The organism is Agrobacterium sp. 22117, assembly GCF_052045735.1.
GTDB classification, from domain to species: domain Bacteria; phylum Pseudomonadota; class Alphaproteobacteria; order Rhizobiales; family Rhizobiaceae; genus Agrobacterium; species Agrobacterium cavarae.
Window position 1 is genome coordinate 391733 of sequence record NZ_JBQEPP010000006.1, and the last position, 17793, is coordinate 409525.

At 59.3% G+C, this 17793-nt stretch carries 16 protein-coding genes; 10 read left to right on the forward strand and 6 right to left on the reverse strand.

Features of this window, described 5'->3' with window-relative positions:
* Nucleotides 1–206 precede the first annotated feature (206 nt).
* From ACTJKV_RS18930 to ACTJKV_RS18965, 8 genes are all read left to right on the forward strand, one after another.
* Nucleotides 207–707: a hypothetical protein gene (locus tag ACTJKV_RS18930; protein WP_440599305.1), complete on the forward strand. Its 501-nt coding sequence runs from the start codon at nucleotides 207–209 to the stop codon at nucleotides 705–707.
* The gene (locus ACTJKV_RS18935) at nucleotides 700–1920 is read left to right on the forward strand and encodes a hypothetical protein (RefSeq protein ID WP_440599306.1); all 1221 of its coding nucleotides are present in this window, start codon (nucleotides 700–702) and stop codon (nucleotides 1918–1920) included. The genes ACTJKV_RS18930 and ACTJKV_RS18935 overlap by 8 nt, the downstream gene beginning before the upstream one ends.
* On the forward strand, nucleotides 1907–2863 hold the full coding sequence (locus tag ACTJKV_RS18940; RefSeq protein WP_062442177.1) for an AAA family ATPase: 957 nt from the start codon (nucleotides 1907–1909) through the stop codon (nucleotides 2861–2863). Before ACTJKV_RS18935 ends, ACTJKV_RS18940 begins: the two co-directional genes overlap by 14 nt.
* The gene (locus ACTJKV_RS18945; protein ID WP_440599307.1) at nucleotides 2864–4180 is read left to right on the forward strand and encodes a DUF58 domain-containing protein; all 1317 of its coding nucleotides are present in this window, start codon (nucleotides 2864–2866) and stop codon (nucleotides 4178–4180) included. It abuts the gene before it with no gap.
* A 29-nt stretch (nucleotides 4181–4209) separates the two neighbouring features.
* Entirely contained in the window at nucleotides 4210–5256 is a 1047-nt protein-coding gene (locus ACTJKV_RS18950; RefSeq protein ID WP_440599344.1) for a stage II sporulation protein M, read from the forward strand.
* Entirely contained in the window at nucleotides 5253–6140 is an 888-nt protein-coding gene (locus ACTJKV_RS18955; protein ID WP_440599308.1) for an RDD family protein, read from the forward strand. Before ACTJKV_RS18950 ends, ACTJKV_RS18955 begins: the two co-directional genes overlap by 4 nt.
* Before the next feature lie 161 nt (nucleotides 6141–6301).
* Nucleotides 6302–7456, forward strand: a complete 1155-nt coding sequence (locus tag ACTJKV_RS18960; protein ID WP_313557631.1) for an HlyD family secretion protein — start codon at nucleotides 6302–6304, stop codon at nucleotides 7454–7456.
* A 27-nt stretch (nucleotides 7457–7483) separates the two neighbouring features.
* On the forward strand, nucleotides 7484–9091 hold the full coding sequence (locus ACTJKV_RS18965; protein ID WP_313557630.1) for a DHA2 family efflux MFS transporter permease subunit: 1608 nt from the start codon (nucleotides 7484–7486) through the stop codon (nucleotides 9089–9091).
* Between the two features lie 30 nt (nucleotides 9092–9121).
* Here ACTJKV_RS18965 and ACTJKV_RS18970 read toward each other — a convergent pair whose 3' ends face one another.
* Nucleotides 9122–10018, reverse strand: a complete 897-nt coding sequence (locus ACTJKV_RS18970; protein WP_440599309.1) for a choline sulfate utilization transcriptional regulator — start codon at nucleotides 10016–10018, stop codon at nucleotides 9122–9124.
* Between the two features lie 93 nt (nucleotides 10019–10111).
* On the opposite strand from ACTJKV_RS18970, the gene ACTJKV_RS18975 reads away from it, so the two are divergent.
* Nucleotides 10112–11065 carry a choline ABC transporter substrate-binding protein gene (locus tag ACTJKV_RS18975; protein WP_313557627.1) on the forward strand — a complete coding sequence of 318 codons (954 nt, stop codon included), beginning with the start codon at nucleotides 10112–10114 and terminating at the stop codon, nucleotides 11063–11065.
* A 16-nt stretch (nucleotides 11066–11081) separates the two neighbouring features.
* Nucleotides 11082–12596, forward strand: a complete 1515-nt coding sequence (gene betC, locus ACTJKV_RS18980) for a choline-sulfatase (RefSeq protein WP_440599310.1) — start codon at nucleotides 11082–11084, stop codon at nucleotides 12594–12596.
* A gap of 52 nt (nucleotides 12597–12648) precedes the next feature.
* Here betC and mmsB read toward each other — a convergent pair whose 3' ends face one another.
* Genes mmsB through ACTJKV_RS19005 form a run of 5 tightly spaced genes read right to left on the reverse strand, consistent with a single transcriptional unit; the run spans nucleotide 12649 to nucleotide 17781 of the window.
* Nucleotides 12649–13551 carry a 3-hydroxyisobutyrate dehydrogenase gene (mmsB, locus tag ACTJKV_RS18985; protein WP_313557623.1) on the reverse strand — a complete coding sequence of 301 codons (903 nt, stop codon included), beginning with the start codon at nucleotides 13549–13551 and terminating at the stop codon, nucleotides 12649–12651.
* 16 nt (nucleotides 13552–13567) lie between these two features.
* Entirely contained in the window at nucleotides 13568–14644 is a 1077-nt protein-coding gene (locus ACTJKV_RS18990) for an enoyl-CoA hydratase/isomerase family protein (protein WP_313557621.1), read from the reverse strand.
* A gap of 1 nt (nucleotide 14645) precedes the next feature.
* Nucleotides 14646–15419, reverse strand: a complete 774-nt coding sequence (locus ACTJKV_RS18995) for an enoyl-CoA hydratase-related protein (RefSeq protein ID WP_313557619.1) — start codon at nucleotides 15417–15419, stop codon at nucleotides 14646–14648.
* Between the two features lie 44 nt (nucleotides 15420–15463).
* Nucleotides 15464–16591, reverse strand: coding sequence for an acyl-CoA dehydrogenase family protein (locus ACTJKV_RS19000; RefSeq protein WP_313557617.1), 1128 nt, complete (start codon nucleotides 16589–16591; stop codon nucleotides 15464–15466).
* Nucleotides 16591–17781 carry an acetyl-CoA C-acyltransferase gene (locus tag ACTJKV_RS19005; RefSeq protein ID WP_313557615.1) on the reverse strand — a complete coding sequence of 397 codons (1191 nt, stop codon included), beginning with the start codon at nucleotides 17779–17781 and terminating at the stop codon, nucleotides 16591–16593. Before ACTJKV_RS19005 ends, ACTJKV_RS19000 begins: the two co-directional genes overlap by 1 nt.
* Nucleotides 17782–17793 lie beyond the last annotated feature (12 nt).

The following is a 17793-nucleotide window of genomic DNA, read 5'->3' on the forward strand; positions in this document are numbered from 1 at the left end:
GCCAGTTGAAGCCTTTGTTGTGGCTGGCTCTCTTATGGTCAGTTGCGACCGCTCCGGTGGGAGCGGTGGCTCAAGAGCCGTTTGGGAGCGCCGAAAATTACAAGGCACAGTGCCTCCAAAATGGAGTGCGCTGTACGCTGACCTATCCCGAGGGCCCGACCCAGGCAAAGCCGGAGGTCCCTAAGCCTTCCGAGGTGCCACCGGCGGTGTCGAGCCCGCCTGCCCTCGGCGGCTTTCTGGGTGTGCTTATCGTCCTCATCGTCCTCGTTGCCATCATCGTCCTGTGGATGTTTTTCGGCAGCGGCGGTGTCTTGTTGTCGCGCGCACCGACGGCGACGCAGCCGAACCGAAGCGAGAAACCGGAAAACTGGCAAAGCACCGCACGTGACGCCAACGAAAAGCCACGCGATTTCCTGGCACACATCGCCGCAATGCCGGATCGAAGGGAGGCGCTTGTGCAATTGCTGAGGCAATGCCTGCTTCAATCGGCCAAGCGGACGGGAACGCATGTCTTACGTTCGGATACCGAACGAACGGTGTTTGTTAGACTGCCCAAGAAGATGGAGCATCGGGATGAGTTGCGGCGTCTGCTTTTACAGACTGAACTCGCCCATTATGGTGGGAAGGTCCCTGCGGAAAGCGATTTTTCGGAACTGTTGCAGGTAGCACAGCCTCTGCTTTTCAGTGGAGATTCGGCTCGTGTTTAGGTCCCGCTTGATCCTCCTTTTGGTCGTGCTGTTTAGCGCACTGACGCATGCCGGCGCAGGATTGGCTCAGGAGAACGCAGATTTTGATCGCTCCCCCACCGGCTATAGGGGACTGGAAGTCTGGCTGCGGTCCTCGGGCATCCAGGTTGCGCGCACCGACCCGTCGACCAACTCGCCAGTCTCGCGCGCCTCGCTCCGCATCGTGCCGCTGCCTTGGTCTAGAGCCGGTCGGATAATAGGCAATGGCGACAGACGTACGCATTCAGCGGTCTTCGGCGACAAACCCAGCATCACCCCAACTCTGATCGTATTACCAAAATGGCGAGCCGATCGTCTTGAGCAAGGCGTTGCGCGTGAAGACGCTCTGATACCGTCATCCGACATTGCCGACGCCCTCGCCCGGATCGGTATCCCCAATCTTCACATCAAAAGGACGGGACCGCGTTTCAGGCAGGCGCAACAGTCCATTCTAAGACACCGTGTCGAGACGATCAGGATCTATCAAGCACAGGTCTTTTCCCGCGACCAAACCCCCTCGAACTGCGAGGAAATGGCTGGGCTTCAAGCGGGCCCGCTGCTGCTAAAATGTACTTTCGACTTTGAGTTCTATGTTCTTTCTGATCCCGATCTCCTCAATAATCATGGGCTGGCGCTCGGCGAAAATGCCGATTTTGCCATCTCCATGATCGACGAGTTGCGCGGCCTTTTCGGCAGGCGCCCCGTCTATCTTGCGACAGCCGACGCAGTTGCGTCCAACGCCGCTGATCCAGATCGTTTTCTCGCATTTCACTTATGGTTCATCTGGGGTGCCATCATCCTCGTGGCTGCTGTCTGTTTCTGGAGAGGCGCGGTCCGTTTCGGCAAACCGTTGACGAACGAGGCGACATCCGATCTGTCAAAAGCTGCGGCCACCGAAGCGACCGCGCGGCTTTTGCGCCTGTCCGGCAATGACGGACGCATGACCGCGCAATTTGTTCACAACCTGCTAGCCGACAAAGCCGGCCTCTTGTTTGGACCACATGCAGCCAACGATGCCGGTATCGAACGAATGTTTCGCCATCTTGCCTTGCGCGACCGTTCCAGTGCCGAGGCTTTCGAAGCGATATCGAAAGAGCTTATGAACCGCGGCAAATCCATGACCCAGCCCGATCTGCATCGGCATCTTGAAACATTTAAAAAACGACTAGGGAGCATCAAGCTTGAATCTAGATGAGTTTCGCAATCTGGTTGTCGCGATCCGCGGCGAGATCGCCAAGACCGTGCAGGGGCAGGACGCCCTCATCGATATGATCCTGATCTCGATCTTTGCGCGCGGACATTGCCTTCTCGAGGGACCACCCGGCACCGCCAAGACCTTGCTCGCACGTTCGGTCTCGGCCGTCATGGACCTGCAGTACCGGCGCATTCAATTCACGCCGGACCTGATGCCGAGCGATGTTTTGGGCGTAAACCTCTTCAACTTCCAGACCAGTCAGTTCCATCTGACCAAGGGCCCGGTCTTCACCAACATCCTGCTTGCCGATGAAATCAACCGAGCGCCTCCAAAGACGCAGTCCGCCCTTTTGCAGGCAATGAATGAGCGCATGGTGACGATCGACGGCACCGATTATCCGCTTGGCCTGGACTTCTTCGTGCTCGCCACGCAGAACCCCATCGAGCAGCATGGCACCTACCCCCTGCCGGAAGCGCAGCTCGATCGCTTCCTCTTCAAACTCGTCATCGATTTTCCCAATCGCGAGACAGAAATCGCCATCCTCAAACGCCATGCGGGTCAACCGATCCAGACGAAACTGAACGAAGTGGGCATTCGGCCGCTCGTCACCAGCTCCATTCTTGCGGAAGGCCGGGCGCTGATCGACAGCATTCATCTCGACGACAGCATCCTCACCTATATTGTCGATCTCGTCCGGGCGACGCGCTCCGATCCGGAGATCCTTCAAGGCGCCTCGACACGCGCAGCCGACGCGCTATCGGCAGCGGTGCGCGTGCGGGCAGCTTTCGGGGGACGTCAATACGGCCTACCGGACGACGTTCAGGCACTGATAGTGCCAGCCTTGCGCCATCGCATCATTCTCTCTCCCGCAGCGGAAATCGATGGCCGAACGACCGAAGACGTGCTTCGCACCATCCTGAACCGTATGGATGCACCGCGATAAATGCGCCCGTCTTCCTCGCTCATTGCTCTCGTTCTGATCATGACCGCGCTGACGGTGCTGACGGCCGTGTGGTGGCCCGGCGTCGATATCGTGATCATGGGTCTTTGGGGCATCGTGGGGACAGCGGTCTTGCTCGATATTGCGCTATCGGTCTGGTCGAAGCGGATCGAGATCGCCTTTGATCTGCCGAGCCGAGGCTTCGTCGGCCACAATGTGCAATTGTCTGTGGAGCTATCGCCGCATCGCGGCGCCTTGCCCTCCAAGATGGAAGCCCGGCTTGATCTGCCGCCCGAGCTTGTGGCGCAGGACGTCACCACTTTTGATCACGAAGCCAACCGAAAAGCGACAACCACGTCGTCCATGGATATCCGCCTGACGCGCCGCGGGGTGTTCATGGTCGAAACGATCTGGCTGAAATGGACTTCACGGCTAAAGCTGCTTGAAGTCGTTGTTCGCGCACCCATCGCCCGCAAGATCACCGTCGCGCCCGACATTTCGCCCGTGCTGTCGGGAGCGATCAACACACAGATCCTGCCGCTTGAGGCTGGCAGCAAAGACATGCGGCTAAGTGGACAAGGATCTGAGTTCCACCAACTGCGCGAATTTGCAGTTGGCATGGACACGCGCAGCATCGATTGGAAGCGCTCCGCGCGCATGCGCAGCCTTGTCGTGCGGGACCTGACGGCCGAGCGCAATCAGCAAATCATTCTATGCGTCGATTCCGGGCGCCTGATGGCCGAAAAAATTGCCGGTATCGCAAAGCTCGACCGCGCCATCAATGCCGCACTCGCAACGTGTTGGGCAGCTGGACAGGCCGGTGATCTGGTCGGCTTCTACAATTTCGACAGCCGGCCCCGCCTGTTCCTGCCCGCCACGCCTGGGCGTGCCGCTTTCACCAGGGTGCAATCAGCCTGTGCGACATTGCGCTACGAGGCGCACGAAACCAACCATACGCTCGGCCTTACCTATCTCGCCGGTCAATTGAAGCGGCGCTCGCTCATCATCATCTTTTCCGACTTCGTGGACAGTACGACGGCCGAACTGATGGTGGAAACGATCCGCACCTTGGCGAAGCAGCATTTCATCCTCTACATCGCGCTGAGTGACTCCAGTATCAAGACGCTGATCGAACCCGACATCTTGACGCTGGACAGCGTTGCACGATCGGTTGCCGCGCGACAGATTTCGCAGGAGCGTCGAACCGTCATGGAAACGCTTTCCCGTCTCGGCGTGATGTGCCTCGACAGCACGCCTGAAGCGCTCACATCCGATCTGATTGGCCGCTACATCGAAATCAAATCTCGCGAGATGCTATGACCGGGCCAAATGTCGACCTCAATGTAGCCATGCCAAGCGTGCCGACGCAGACACCGGCACCGTTGGACATGCTGCGCTCTGCCCGGTTTCGAGCCGAGCGGGAGGCACAATGGCGGGTGCTCGACCAGCTTGTGACACGGGTCGAAAAGCGCGGCGTGGCGACACTCAACTATGATGAGGTGCGCTCGCTCACCTCCGGCTACAGGCAGGCGATGAATTCGCTCAGCGTCGCGCGCGACATCTCGCTGGACAAGGCGCTGATATCCTATCTCGAGAGCCTGTGCGCGCGCGCCTATCTCGTGGTCTATGCACCGCAGGAAAGCGTGAGTGGCCTGATAAGCCGGCTGTTGATCCATGGTATTCCGCAGGCCGTACGACGGTCCTACCTCCCCTTGTTCATCGGCTTTTTCGCAATGATCCTAGGGGCCGCCGTTGGGTACAAACTCTATCTCGACGATCACAGCTGGTTTTATGCGCTTGTGCCGGCCGATCTGGCGGGTGATCGCACGCCCTCCGCCTCGGCGGATCTGCTTCGATCGACGATCTATGGAAATGGGGGGCACGCCACCGACGAGTTGGCGGCCTTTATGGCTTACCTTTTTTCCCACAACACGACGATTGCCGTTTTGATTTTCACCCTTGGCATCTTCGCCGCCATTCCAAGCTTCGCACTGACCTTTTACAATGGCATGATACTGGGCGTATTTTTCGCCATGTTCTCCCAACACGGGCTGGGCTACGACGTGTTCGCCTGGCTTTCCATCCACGGCGTCACGGAACTTGCGGCAATTGCGATTGCTTGCGCGGGTGGCGCACGTCTCGGGCTCGCCGTCCTCCTGCCCGGCGCGTTGCGCCGCAGAGATGCCTTGCGGCAGCAGGCCCATGATGCCGTCAAGCTCGCCTTCCTTGCGGCCATCATGCTCATTGCTGCCGCTTTTCTGGAGGGTTTCTTGCGTCAGACCATGCAAGACCCATTGTGGCGGATCGCGATCGGGTGGGGTGTGGGGGCTCTGTGGGTGGCCTGGCTGACCTTGTCGGGCCGCGACAGGACGCCATCGAAAGAGACCGAGCGATGAGCCTGATCTTTCGCGACGGTAAGCGCGTAGAAGAACTGATGCCGCCGGAAGGCGTTGCGCTTCACCTTGACATCGCGTCTGTCGCATCGCGGCTCGGCGCGCAGTTCATCGACTTCGTGATGACCTTCGTCATCGCGCTTGGCTGCATCATTGTGCTTTCGCTGAGTGGCGCATTGGAGGAGAGCGCCAGAGCAACTGCGATTACGCTTCTGGGATTCCTGTTGCGGACGCCCTATTACATTTTCTCAGAACTGATCTGGAATGGCCGCACGCTGGGAAAACGGATCGCCGGTATCCGCGTCGTGAATGTCGAAGGACGCCGCCTGACGCCGCATCAGATTGCCACACGAAATCTCATGAAGGAGGTGGAAATATTCACGCCTTTAGGCCTGATATTTTCAGAATCACCCGTTTGGCTGACATGGACAACCCTTTTCTGGCTGGTCATCGTGGTGGCCGTCACTTTATCCAGCAATCGGCGGCAACGGCTCGGCGATCTCATGGCTGGGACCCTCGTCATTGAAAATCCCCGCTCAGTCCTCCTGCCCGATCTTGCAGCCGCCACATCCACCATCAAGGCGACCCAGGCGGGGTTCGAGTTCAGGCCGGAACAGCTGGATATTTACGGAAGCTATGAGTTGCAGACCCTGGAAGGCCTGCTCAGAGATCCAAACACGCGTCTGCGCGACAAGCAGGCCACTGAGATCGCCCAGGCGATCATCAAAAAGATCGGTTACCCCGAAGCTGTGACGCCAGGCAAGGAACTGGAGTTTTTGAATGCCTTCTACGTCGCGCAGCGCGAGCATCTTGAAACGTTGCGGCTCTTCGGCAAACGCCGCGAGAACAAGTTTCACAACGCCGGCAAGGACACCACCAGCCCGTGAAATCTCAGTGCCTTTCTGACCACGCAAGCGTCATCCGAGAGGACGTCGCGTCAAAGAAAACGAGGCACTCTCAGGATTTTTTTGCGGTGCAACTTTGCCCGGAACTTTTAAGGACGTCTTGCGTTAAGGTCGAATATTCAGCTTATTTTTAGAGGCATATCGTGGTTCAAGCTCAGCGCGCCGTTTCCGAAAACGAAGCGAAGCAAAACGGCGATCCGCAGGATCGCGAGCTTCAGACAAAAACCGACGGTCAACAACCAAAGCAGGAAGACAAGAAGCCATCGGTGATACGCCGACATCCCTATTGGACGGCGCTCATCATTGTTGGTCTGATTGGGCTCGGGATTGCTACCTACTTCGTCTGGCTTGTCTATTTCTATCCTTACGAGACGACGGACGACGCCTTTGTCGACGCGCGCAGTTTTGCGCTCGCGACGAAGGTCTCCGGTTATCTGGAAGATGTCGCCGTTACCGACAACGCCCATGTCGCGGCTGGCGCCGTGATCGCCAAAATAGCCCCGCGCGATTATCAGATCGCCGTGGATCAGGCCGAGGCCCAGGTGGAAGCGGCCAAGGCATCGATTATCAACGCGACGGCACAGATAGATGTCGCGTCCGCTGCGATCGATGAAGCAAAGGCGCGCGAGGCCTCATCGGGCGCCGCTCTGCAGTTTGCGAAAGACGAGGCCAACCGACAGCGCCAATTGCAGCAGGGCGGCGCCGGCAGCCTGCAGACATCCCAGCAGGCAGAATCAAACTTGCGCCAGGCTCAGGCGGCATATGCGGAAGCCCAGGCCAACATCAGTTCGGCGATGAAGAACAAGGTCGCCGCAGAAGCACAGCGCACCAGCGCCGAGGCGAGCCTGAAGCAGGCAGAGGCCCAGAAGGAGAGCGCCGACCAGAACCTCGACTACACGACGCTCACCGCTGCACAGCCTGGTCGCGTGGTGAAGATCAGTGGTGCGAAGGGACAGTTTGTCCAGGCGGGCCAGGCCATTGGGATGTTCGTGCCGGATGAGATTTGGGTCACGGCCAATTTCAAGGAAACGCAACTGGCAGATATGCGCCCCGGCCAGCCGGTGGACCTCACGATCGACGCCTATCCAGATCACCTTCTGCACGGCAAGGTCGACTCCGTGCAGCCGGGTTCCGGCACCGCCTTCTCGCTGCTCCCGGCAGAGAACGCCACAGGCAACTATGTGAAGGTCACCCAGCGCGTGCCGGTGAAGATCACGGTTGATAATTGGCCGAAGGATGTCTCCATCGGTCCGGGCATGTCGGTCGAGCCCACCGTGACCGTTCGCCCCAGAGGCTAATCCAGACATCAGGATCGAGGACCGGATATGGCAACCGCGACAGCGACAGGCGGAACCGGCGCAATGGCGAGTGGCCGCAGCACCAATCCGTGGTTGGTGGCGGTCGTCGTGGCGCTCGCCGTGTTTATGGAGGTGCTCGACACCACCATCGCCAACGTCGCTCTGCGCTATATTTCCGGTGGGTTGGCTGTCAGTTCCGACGAAGCGTCCTGGGTCGTCACCACCTATCTCGTCTCCAACGCCATCGCGCTGATCGCTTCGAGCTTCATTGCCCAGCGTTATGGTCGCAAGCGGTTCTACCTCGTTTGCCTTGCCATGTTCACGGTCGCCTCCGTCATGTGCGGGCTGGCATGGGATTTGCCGTCGCTTCTCGTCTTTCGCATGATCCAGGGCTTTGCCGGCGGCGGCATGGTGCCAGTGTCGCAATCGATCCTCACCGACGCTTTTCCTCCGGCAAAACGCGGCCAGGCCTTTGCGATTTTCGGCATCGCCGTGGTAGTCGCACCCGTCGTCGGCCCGACACTTGGCGGCTGGCTGTCCGACAATCTCTCTTGGCATTGGTGTTTCCTGATCAACGGGCCTGTCGGCATTTTTGCTTTCCTACTCGTCTATTTCCTGGTCAACGATTCCGACGACCAGAAGAAAAAGCGCGAAGAGATGCGCCAACGCGGCATTCGTTTCGATATTATCGGTTTCTTGCTGGTCGCGACGTTCCTCGGATCGCTGGAACTCATGCTCGATCGCGGCCAGATCGAGGATTGGTTCGACTCGACCTTCATCATCGTCACAGCGGTCATCTGCTTTGCCGCACTGGCGGCCTCAATTCCCTGGCTGCTGACGGCGAAGAACCCGGTGCTCGATGTGCGTCTCATCGCAACCCGGCAGTTCGGCTCGTGCATGATCGTGATGCTGGCAATCGGCGCCATCCTCATCGCCACCACACAATTCGTGCCGCAGGTGCTGCAGGAAAATTATGGCTATACCGCCACATGGGCGGGCCTGGCGCTATCCCCAGGCGGTCTGGTGACCATGTTCATGATGTTCATGGCAGGCCAGTTGACGTCCCGCATCCAGCCCAAATATCTGATCGCCGTTGGCGCGACGATGGTTGCCCTCTCCATGTACGACCTGACGCGCCTCAGTCCCGATGCGGATTTCAGCTTCTTCGTCTGGTCCCGCTGCATTCTAGGTCTCGGCCTGCCGCTGATCTTCATCCCGATAACCGCCGCCTCCTACGACGGTCTGCGACCCGACCAGACAGACCAGGCGTCCGCCCTGATCAACGCAGCCCGCAACACCGGCGGCTCGATCGGCGTCTCCATCGCCTCCAACGTACTGGCTCACCGCGAGCAGTGGCATCAGAGCAGGTTGGTAGAACACGTCAATCCCGCGGATCCCGCCTATCACCAAACCATGCAGAACCTGCAGGGCTTCTTCGCGGAGCGTGGCTCCTCTGTAGTGGACGCACAAAGCCAGGCCATGGCGCTCATCGGCCAGCAAGTCGGAATTCAGGCGAGCTTCCTCGCCTATATCGACGTATTTTTTGTCCTGGCGGTCATTTCCATACTCGCGGTTCCGCTGGCACTGATCCTGCGGAACGTCGATACGAAGGCTGGCGGTGGCCGAATGCATTGAGCGTCTCTGCTACAAGCTTCGTCAAAGATTTTAGTGCCGCTCGCCAATAAGCCACTCTGTCAGCTTACCCACCGTCACGTCTTTGCTCTTGGGTCGCATCAACCAGTAGCCGCGGTTCGGTGCATCAAGGCTAGGACCCGCGGTTACCAACACACCTGCCTCCAGCAGAGGATCGATCAATCCCGCCCAGCCGAGCGCGAAACCCTGTTCACAGATGCTTGCCTGTACGACCATCGCGTAGTTGTTGAAGCTGATGTCGCCGCCGCTGTGTTCAGGTGCTCGCTCCACGCCGAGTTGAGTGAGGTAGTCGGCCCAGTCGTACCAGTGCGTATGAGAATTGTTCTCGAGATGAATGAGCTTACGTCTGGAGAACTCTGCGATGCTCGCAGGTGCGGATTTATCCGCTAGCAAGGCGGGCGCACATACCGGAGTGACCTTTTCAGAGAGCAGCAGGACCGCTCCCTCGCCTGCATCCTGCTTTGTCCCGAAGATGACCATCACGTCGCTGTCGTGCTTACCCTGCCCCAGCGGATCCTGTGTCGCGACGATCTGGATATTGATATCGGGATTGAGGACACGAAAGCCGTGCATGCGCGGGATCAACCATAGAGACGAAAACGCATAGTCCGTGTGCAGGCGGATCGTCTGACGCTCGTCCGTTTTACGCAGTTGGCCCGCCACAAGGTCGATGGCGTCGACACTGCGCGATGCGACCTCGAAGAGCCGCTGCCCCTCTGCCGTGAGTTCTATCCCACGATGTTTGCGGCGGATCAGGGCAACACTGAGTTCATCCTCGAGCCTGCGGATCTGGTAGCTGACAGCCGGCTGGGTCAGCCTGAGCGATGCAGCCGCTGCTGTTAGGCTGCCACGACGAGCCACCTCGGTAAAAATGCGCATCCAGCCAAGATCAAGCGGTCGCTCTGACATTAAAATTCCTTATGCCCACTATCGAAAAATACCTGCTTTACAGGCAAAAACAATGCTGCGTTCAATAAACGAGACTAATAAAGGGGAACCACAATGAAAATCGATTATCGCCTGCATCGCATAGCCGCTGGTCTGTTTTTATCGGTGGTGGCCTTCTCAACTCCACTTCAAGCGGCCGATGATGCGGCCTGCAAGACCGTCCGCCTCAGTGATCCGGGTTGGACCGATATCACCGCGACGAATGGTGTGGCTTCCGTTCTGCTTGATGCGCTGGGCTATGAGGCAGACGTGAAAACCCTCTCGGTTCCGATCGGCTATCAAGCGATGAAAAACCGCGAGATCGATGTCTTTCTTGGCAACTGGATGCCAGCGCAGAAATCCTTCGTCGATGACCTGAAAGCCGCCAAGGCCGCCGAGGTGATGACGAAGAATCTCGAAGGCGCCAAGTTCACGCTGGCGGTGCCAGCCTATATGGCGGAGAAGGGCGTGAAGGATTTCGCCGATCTCTCCAAGCATGCAGAGGAGTTCGAAAGCAAGATTTACGGGATCGAGCCGGGCGCGCCTGCGAACCAGAACATTCAGAAGATCATCGATGCCAACGACTTCGGTCTCAAAGGATGGCAATTGGTGGAATCCGGCGAGCAGGCCATGCTGGCGCAGGTGGAGCGGGCAGGTCGCGACAAGAAGGCGGTGGTCTTCCTCGCCTGGGCTCCGCATCCGATGAACAAGAAGATCGACATCACCTATCTTTCCGGCGGCGACGCCTATTTCGGTCCGAATTTTGGCGGCGCGGAAGTCTATACGCTGGCGCGCACGGGCTGGCCTCAGGAGTGCCCGAATGCGGCGAAGCTGTTCAAAAACCTGACGTTCAACATAGATATGGAAAACAGCCTGATGGGCTCGATTCTGGGTGGCGAGGACTCCAAAGCGGCGGCCACGGCTTGGCTGAAGGCGAACCCGAACTCAGTTGACGGCTGGCTGCAAGGGGTGACGACATTGGACGGCAAGCCGGGTGATGCCGCCGTCAAGGCAAAGCTTGGGCTCTGAAGCCGGAAATCCCGACATGGCCCGTCCCAATATCCTGATCCTGATGGCCGACCAGTTCAACGGGACGTTTTTCCCCGACGGACCTGCGGATTTCCTGCACGCGCCCGATCTCAAAGCATTGGCAGAGCGGTCCGTCCGCTTTGCCAATACCTACACGGCAAGCCCGCTTTGCGCGCCGGCCCGTGCGTCCTTCATGTCCGGTCAATTGCCCAGTCGAACAAGGGTCTATGACAACGCCGCCGAATTCGCATCCGACATACCGACCTATGCCCATCATCTGCGGGCGGCAGGCTATTACACGGGCCTTTCAGGAAAAATGCACTTCGTCGGGCCCGACCAGTTGCACGGCTTTGAGGAACGCCTGACGACGGATATCTATCCGGCGGATTTCGGCTGGACGCCTGATTACACCAAGCCCGGCGAACGTATCGACTGGTGGTATCACAATCTCGGTTCCGTCACCGGCGCGGGTGTTGCCGAGATCACCAATCAGATGGAGTATGACGACGAGGTTGCCTATAACGCCACGCGCAAACTCTATGATCTGTCGCGCCGCCTCGATGAACGGCCATGGTGCCTGACGGTCAGCTTCACCCATCCGCATGATCCATACGTGGCCCGAAGGAGGTTTTGGGATCTCTACGAAGATTGCCCGGCACTCGATCCGCAGTCCGAAGCAATCGCTTTTGAGGATCAGGACCCGCATTCGAAACGCTTGTTGGAAGCGTGCGATCACAAGGCGTTCGACATTACACCGGAGCAAATCAGGCGCGCACGACGCGGCTACTTCGCCAACATCTCCTACATCGACGAGAAGATCGGCGAGATCCTGGAAGTCCTGAAAGCCACCCGGATGGAGGAGGACACCATCATCCTGTTTTTGTCCGACCATGGCGATATGCTCGGCGAACGCGGGCTGTGGTTCAAGATGTGCTTCTTCGAAGGCTCCGCGCGCGTGCCGTTGATGATCGCAGCGCCCGGTTGGATGCCTGCAAGGATCGACGCACCTGTCTCGACCCTCGATGTGACACCGACGCTGTGCGGATTGGCCGGGCTCGACATCACTTCGTTGAAGCGCTGGACGGATGGTGAGGACCTGGCATCCCTGGCCGCAGGGGGGGGCACACGTGGCCCCGTGCCGATGGAATATGCGGCCGAAGGCTCGATTACACCGCTCGTCGCTCTTCGTGACGGGCGCTACAAGCTTTCGGTCTGCGACGCTGATCCACCACTGCTTTACGATCTGGAGACAGACCCCGAGGAACGTACCAATCTTGCCGGCGATCCCGCCTTTCGCGACGTGCTTTCGGCGCTATCAGCAGAGATCGACCGACGCTGGAAACTGCCCGCCTTCGACGAGGCAGTCCGCGAAAGCCAAGCACGGCGCTGGGTGGTCTACAAGGCGCTGCGCAACGGCGCCTATTATCCTTGGGACTACCAGCCTTTGCAAAAAGCGTCGGAGCGATACATGCGCAATCACATGGACCTCAACGTGCTTGAGGAAAACCAGCGCTATCCACGCGGAGAGTAAGAAAATGCGCAGCCGTCAATCTTACCCCGAGGAGCCGGCAGGCTTGCTACCATCAGCCGGTCTTCCCATCATCGGCTGACCTGGCGGCCCTGAGAAGCGCAATAATCGCCGAGAAATCCTCGTGGGCGTGGCCTGATGCAACGAAAGCCTCATAGAGTTTTAGGGCATGCGCACCGAGCGGAGTCGTCGCCATGGAGTCCGTTGCGGCCTGGTTTGCCAAGCGCAGGTCCTTGAGCATCAACGCGCTCGCAAATCCGGGGGCATAATCACGGTTCGCCGGCGAGGTCGGAACGGGACCCGGCACCGGGCAGTAGGTGTTGACCGACCAGCATTGACCGGATGAGGTGGATATCACATCGAAGAGTGCCTGATGTTCCAGACCGAGTTTCTCTCCAAGCACGAAGGCTTCAGCCGCGCCAATCATCGAAATGCCGAGCAGCATATTGTTGCAGAGCTTCGCCGCCTGGCCCGCACCTGCCGCACCACAAGGGATGATACGGCCGGCCATCGGTTCCAGAACCGAACGCGCGGCCTCTATTGCAGCAGCGTCTCCACCCAGCATGAAGCTCAGCGTTCCGGCTTCGGCACCGCCCGTTCCACCAGAAACCGGCGCGTCGATCGTGAGGCATTCCGGCAGCAATCCATGCGCGGCCCGAGCACCTTCCACATCGATTGTTGAACTGTCGATCACGAGCGTTCCGGGTGAGAGAATGCCGACAAGCTGCCTCCAGACATCCAGCACCAGTTCGCCATTCGGAAGCATGGTAATGACGGCATCCGCGCCGCCGACCGCCCCACCGATGGTTTCAACCACCCGGACGCCGCGCTCCGTCGCGTTTTTGCGCGCAGCCTCAGCAACATCGAAACCGGTGACGGTGTAACCCGCCTTGACGAGATTACCGGCCATCGGCGCACCCATGTTACCAAGACCGATAAAGGCAATCGACTGGACCATATCTATTCTCCTTGCCTCAAAGATCGTCCGCAGTTGCTGTTGCAAACAGCGAGGGGAGCGGCTTGATGGCGGAAACGAGCCCCTCTTGATCGACGTCTCCCAGTCGTGCGGGCGACCAGATGGGATTGCGATCCTTGTCGATGACGGCGGCTCGCACGCCCTCGTAGAAATCATGGCCATTGAGGATCAATGCGTCCGCAGCGTATTCCCGATCAAGGCAGGCTTCGAGGGAGGCTGAGCTTTGCGCTGCGCGCAGCAAATGCAAGGTCAAGACCAGGCTTGTAGGGGATTTCGCCTCGAGCAGTGCCAGGGTGCTTTTCGCGAAATCTGACCCGTTCGCGTGCAGGGCGGCAAAAATTTCCTCCATGTCGCCCGAAGCGAACACGCTGTCGATCAGAACAGCATTATCTTTCAGCATCGAAACACCGGGATCGCCGGCGTGCGCCTTGATCGCGCTTTCCACCGTCTGTCCCGATGCGATATCAGCCAAAAGAGCCGGGAGGGCTTCGGACGGGACCATGGCGTCGGCAAGACCGGCAGCAATCGTATCTGCGGCACCGATCGTCGCCCCGGTAAGACCGATCCAGAAGCCGAGATGTTGCGGCGCGCACGACAGTGCCCAGGTGCCGCCGACATCGGGGAAATAGCCGATACCGGTTTCCGGCATCGCAAAACGCGTTATCTCCGTGACGATACGGTGGCTGCCATGAACCGACAAGCCAACGCCACCGCCCATGCAGATGCCGTCCATAACAGCCAGCCAGGGCTTGCGCAGGTGGCTGATCCGGGCGTTCAGGCGATACTCCTCAGCCCAGAACGCGAGAGCCTCTTGCGGTGCGGTTAGACCCACTTGCCAAATCATCTTGATGTCGCCGCCTGCGCACAGGGCCCGTCCCTCACCGGTCAGGGCGATCGCGCGAACCGCGGGATTGCTCTCCAGCGCGTCAATCCCGTCTGAGATTTTACGAACCATATCGAGGTTGAGGCTGTTGAGCGCTTCGGGTCGGTTGAGATGGATGCGCCCCAACGCGCCGTCCAGACCGACGACAACCGTCTCATTGGGTGTGATGCCGGTTGGGGTCTCTCCGGACATCCTATTGCTCCCTTTGAAAATTTGCTTTGCGCTTCTCGACAAATGCGGCCATGCCTTCGCGCTGATCAGGCGTACCGAACAGGCGATGAAACATGGCGCGCTCGTAAAGAATGCCCTCATGCAGCGATAGCTCTTCGGCCCTCATCACGGTCTCTCTTGCAAGACGCACCGCAGAACGCGAATAGTCCGCTATCTGTGTCGCAGCCGCCATGGCAGTCGGCACCACATCGGCGTCGGGGACGACGCGCGCAATGAGACCAGCACGCAGGGCCTCGTCCGCTCCCATCATGCGTCCGGTCAAATGCAGATCCATCGACAACGCTCGTCCAATCTGCTTCGTCATGCGCTGTGTCCCACCCATGCCTGCGATGACGCCGAGCTTGATTTCGGGTTGGCCGAACTTCGCGCTTTCGCCCGCGATGGCAAAATCGCACATCATCATCAACTCACATCCGCCACCCAACGCATAACCGTTTACGGCGGCAATCTTCGGCACCCGACTACCGGTGAAGCGATCCCAGATCGCAAAGAAATCCTCCTCGATCATCTGCTGTGCGCTCTTGTCCGCCATTTCGGCAATGTCTGCTCCCGCCGCGAAAGCTCTGTCCGAGCCGGTGACGACCAGTGCCCCGACGTCCTTGTCGGATTCGAGTTCTTCCACTGCGCAAACCATGTCGCGTGCAAGCTGCGAATTCAAAGCGTTGAGCTGCGCCGGACGATTGAGCCTGATCAGAGCAACGCGGCCCTCCCGGCTGATCTCGATACATTCTGACATAGCGCTCTCCCTTTTCTTTGCAGGCGGACCGATCTCAGAGGCTCTTAGAGCTGTCTTGCGATGACCAGGCGCTGCACCTCGCTGGTGCCTTCGTAAATCTGGCAAATACGCACATCTCGGTAAATCCTCTCGACAGGATAGTCTGAAAGATAGCCATAACCACCATGCACTTGGATTGCGGCGGAACAGACTTTCTCTGCCATTTCCGACGCAAACAACTTGGCCATGGAGGCCTCCGTCAGGCATGGCCGTCCGGCGTCTCGCAGGCTGGCCGCGTGCAGCACGAGTTGGCGCGCCGCCTCGATCTGCGTTGCCATGTCCGCCAGGCTGAAGCCCACGGCCTGATGCTCGATGATCGGTTTGCCAAAACTCTGGCGCTCCTTGGCATAGGCCGTTGCGGCCTCAAACGCCGCACGCGCCATGCCCACCGCCTGAGCCGCAATCCCAATGCGCCCACCCTCAAGATTGGCGAGCGCAATCCGATAGCCATCGCCCTCGCCACCCAACCGGTTTTCGACCGGGACACGCATTCCATCGAATGCCAGCGCACAGGTGTCGGAACCATGGAGGCCCATCTTGTGCTCGACGGAAACGACAGTGTAGCCCGGTGTGTCGGTCGGCACGATGAAGGCAGATATGCCCTTCTTGCCGGCCTCCGGATCGGTGACCGCGAACACGATGATGACGTTGCCGTTTTTGCCCGAGGTGATGAATTGTTTCGAACCGTCGATAACGTAATGATCGCCATCAAGCCGCGCGCGGCTGCGTAATGCGGACGCATCTGATCCGGCATGCGCTTCCGTCAGGGCGAAGCCGCCGATCCACGCGCCGGATGCCATTTTCGGAAGAAAGCGAGACTTCTGCTCCTCCGTGCCAAAACGCAAGATCGGCACGCAGCCGACGGAGGAGTGAACAGACAGGATCGTCGAACACGCTCCATCTGCCGCGGCAATTTCTTCCAATGCCAGCGCATAGGCGACCGTTCCGGTTTGCGAGCCGCCATAATCTTCCGTCACGAGCATGCCGAGAAATCCAAGTTCTCCCATCTCCGTCAGCTCTTGCCGGGGAAAGGCATGATCGCGATCCCGTGCGGCAGCGCCAGGGGCCAGTCGATTGACGGCAAACTCGCGTGCCGTCTCGCGGATCTGTTCCTGTACGTCGTCGAGCAACATCAGTTTATCCTCTCGATTGCGATGGCGGTGGCTTCGCCTCCGCCGATGCAGACGGATGCCATGCCGCGATCGAGCCGCTTATCCTCCAGTGCTGCAAGAAGCGTGACGATAACCCGTGCACCCGAGGCGCCGATGGGATGGCCGAGCGCGCAGGCGCCCCCATTGATGTTGACCTTATCGTGCGGCAGATCGAGGTCGCGCATGGCGGCCATGGCGACCACCGCGAATGCCTCGTTGATCTCAAAGAGATCGACATCGGACAACGCCCAACCCGTCCGCTCCGAGAGCCGACGCAGTGCGCCGATGGGAGCGGTTGCAAAGAGGGAGGGCTCGTTGGCGTAGCTGGCGTGACCGACAATGCGCGCCTTTGGTGTTAGACCACGCCGCTCGGCTTCCGATGCTCGCATCAGGACGAGCGCTGCTGCGCCATCCGAAATGGACGAGGCATTGGCGGCCGTCACGGTACCGCCTTCCCGGAAGGCTGGGCGAAGCTTCGGTATCTTTTCCGGCTGCGCCTTTCCCGGCTGCTCATCGATGGAAACGCGTGTCTCACTCTTGCCTACCGAAACCAGCACCGGCGCAATCTCCGACACGAAACGGCCTTCGGTCGTTGCCCGCCTGGCGCGCTCCAACGACGCCAGTGCGTAGGCGTCCTGGGCGTCGCGCGTAAACTGGTAGGCCTCGGCACAATCCTCCGCGAACGTGCCCATCAGGCGACCTTTCTCATAGGCATCTTCCAAGCCGTCGAGAACCATGTGGTCGAGAACCTGTCCATGCCCCATGCGATGACCCGTGCGCGCCTTCGGCAAGAGATAAGGTGCATTCGACATGCTCTCCATGCCGCCGGCAACGACGACGTCCGAAGAGCCCGCGTGGACGAGATCATGGGCCAGCATCACGGCCTTCATGCCGGACCCGCACATCTTGTTCAGGGTCGTAGCACCAGCTGAAAGCGGCAGACCGGCGGCAATCGCCGCTTGCCGCGCAGGCGCCTGACCCTGCCCTGCGGAGAGTACGCAGCCCATGAGAATTTCCTGGACCGCATCCTTTGCCAATCCTGCGCGCGAAAGCGAAGCTTCGATGGCGGTTGCGCCGAGTGTCGCGGCAGGCACGCCAGCAAAATCCCCCTGGAAACCGCCCATGGGTGTTCTGGCGGAACCGACGATCACGATTGGGTCTCGTTCAGTCATCTATTTTCTCCT

What these genes read in the sequence shown, in the direction of transcription:
- ACTJKV_RS18945 (WP_440599307.1), top strand. Translation starts at nt 2,864, where the DNA reads ATGCGCCCGTCTTCCTCGCTCATTGCTCTCGTTCTGATCATGACCGCG.
- ACTJKV_RS18950 (WP_440599344.1), top strand. Translation starts at nt 4,210, where the DNA reads ATGCCAAGCGTGCCGACGCAGACACCGGCACCGTTGGACATGCTGCGC.
- ACTJKV_RS18955 (WP_440599308.1), top strand. Translation starts at nt 5,253, where the DNA reads ATGAGCCTGATCTTTCGCGACGGTAAGCGCGTAGAAGAACTGATGCCG.
- ACTJKV_RS18965 (WP_313557630.1), top strand. Translation starts at nt 7,484, where the DNA reads ATGGCAACCGCGACAGCGACAGGCGGAACCGGCGCAATGGCGAGTGGC.
- ACTJKV_RS18970 (WP_440599309.1), bottom strand. Translation starts at nt 10,018, where the DNA reads ATGTCAGAGCGACCGCTTGATCTTGGCTGGATGCGCATTTTTACCGAG.
- ACTJKV_RS18975 (WP_313557627.1), top strand. Translation starts at nt 10,112, where the DNA reads ATGAAAATCGATTATCGCCTGCATCGCATAGCCGCTGGTCTGTTTTTA.
- betC (WP_440599310.1), top strand. Translation starts at nt 11,082, where the DNA reads ATGGCCCGTCCCAATATCCTGATCCTGATGGCCGACCAGTTCAACGGG.
- mmsB (WP_313557623.1), bottom strand. Translation starts at nt 13,551, where the DNA reads ATGGTCCAGTCGATTGCCTTTATCGGTCTTGGTAACATGGGTGCGCCG.
- ACTJKV_RS18990 (WP_313557621.1), bottom strand. Translation starts at nt 14,644, where the DNA reads ATGTCCGGAGAGACCCCAACCGGCATCACACCCAATGAGACGGTTGTC.
- ACTJKV_RS18995 (WP_313557619.1), bottom strand. Translation starts at nt 15,419, where the DNA reads ATGTCAGAATGTATCGAGATCAGCCGGGAGGGCCGCGTTGCTCTGATC.
- ACTJKV_RS19000 (WP_313557617.1), bottom strand. Translation starts at nt 16,591, where the DNA reads ATGTTGCTCGACGACGTACAGGAACAGATCCGCGAGACGGCACGCGAG.
- ACTJKV_RS19005 (WP_313557615.1), bottom strand. Translation starts at nt 17,781, where the DNA reads ATGACTGAACGAGACCCAATCGTGATCGTCGGTTCCGCCAGAACACCC.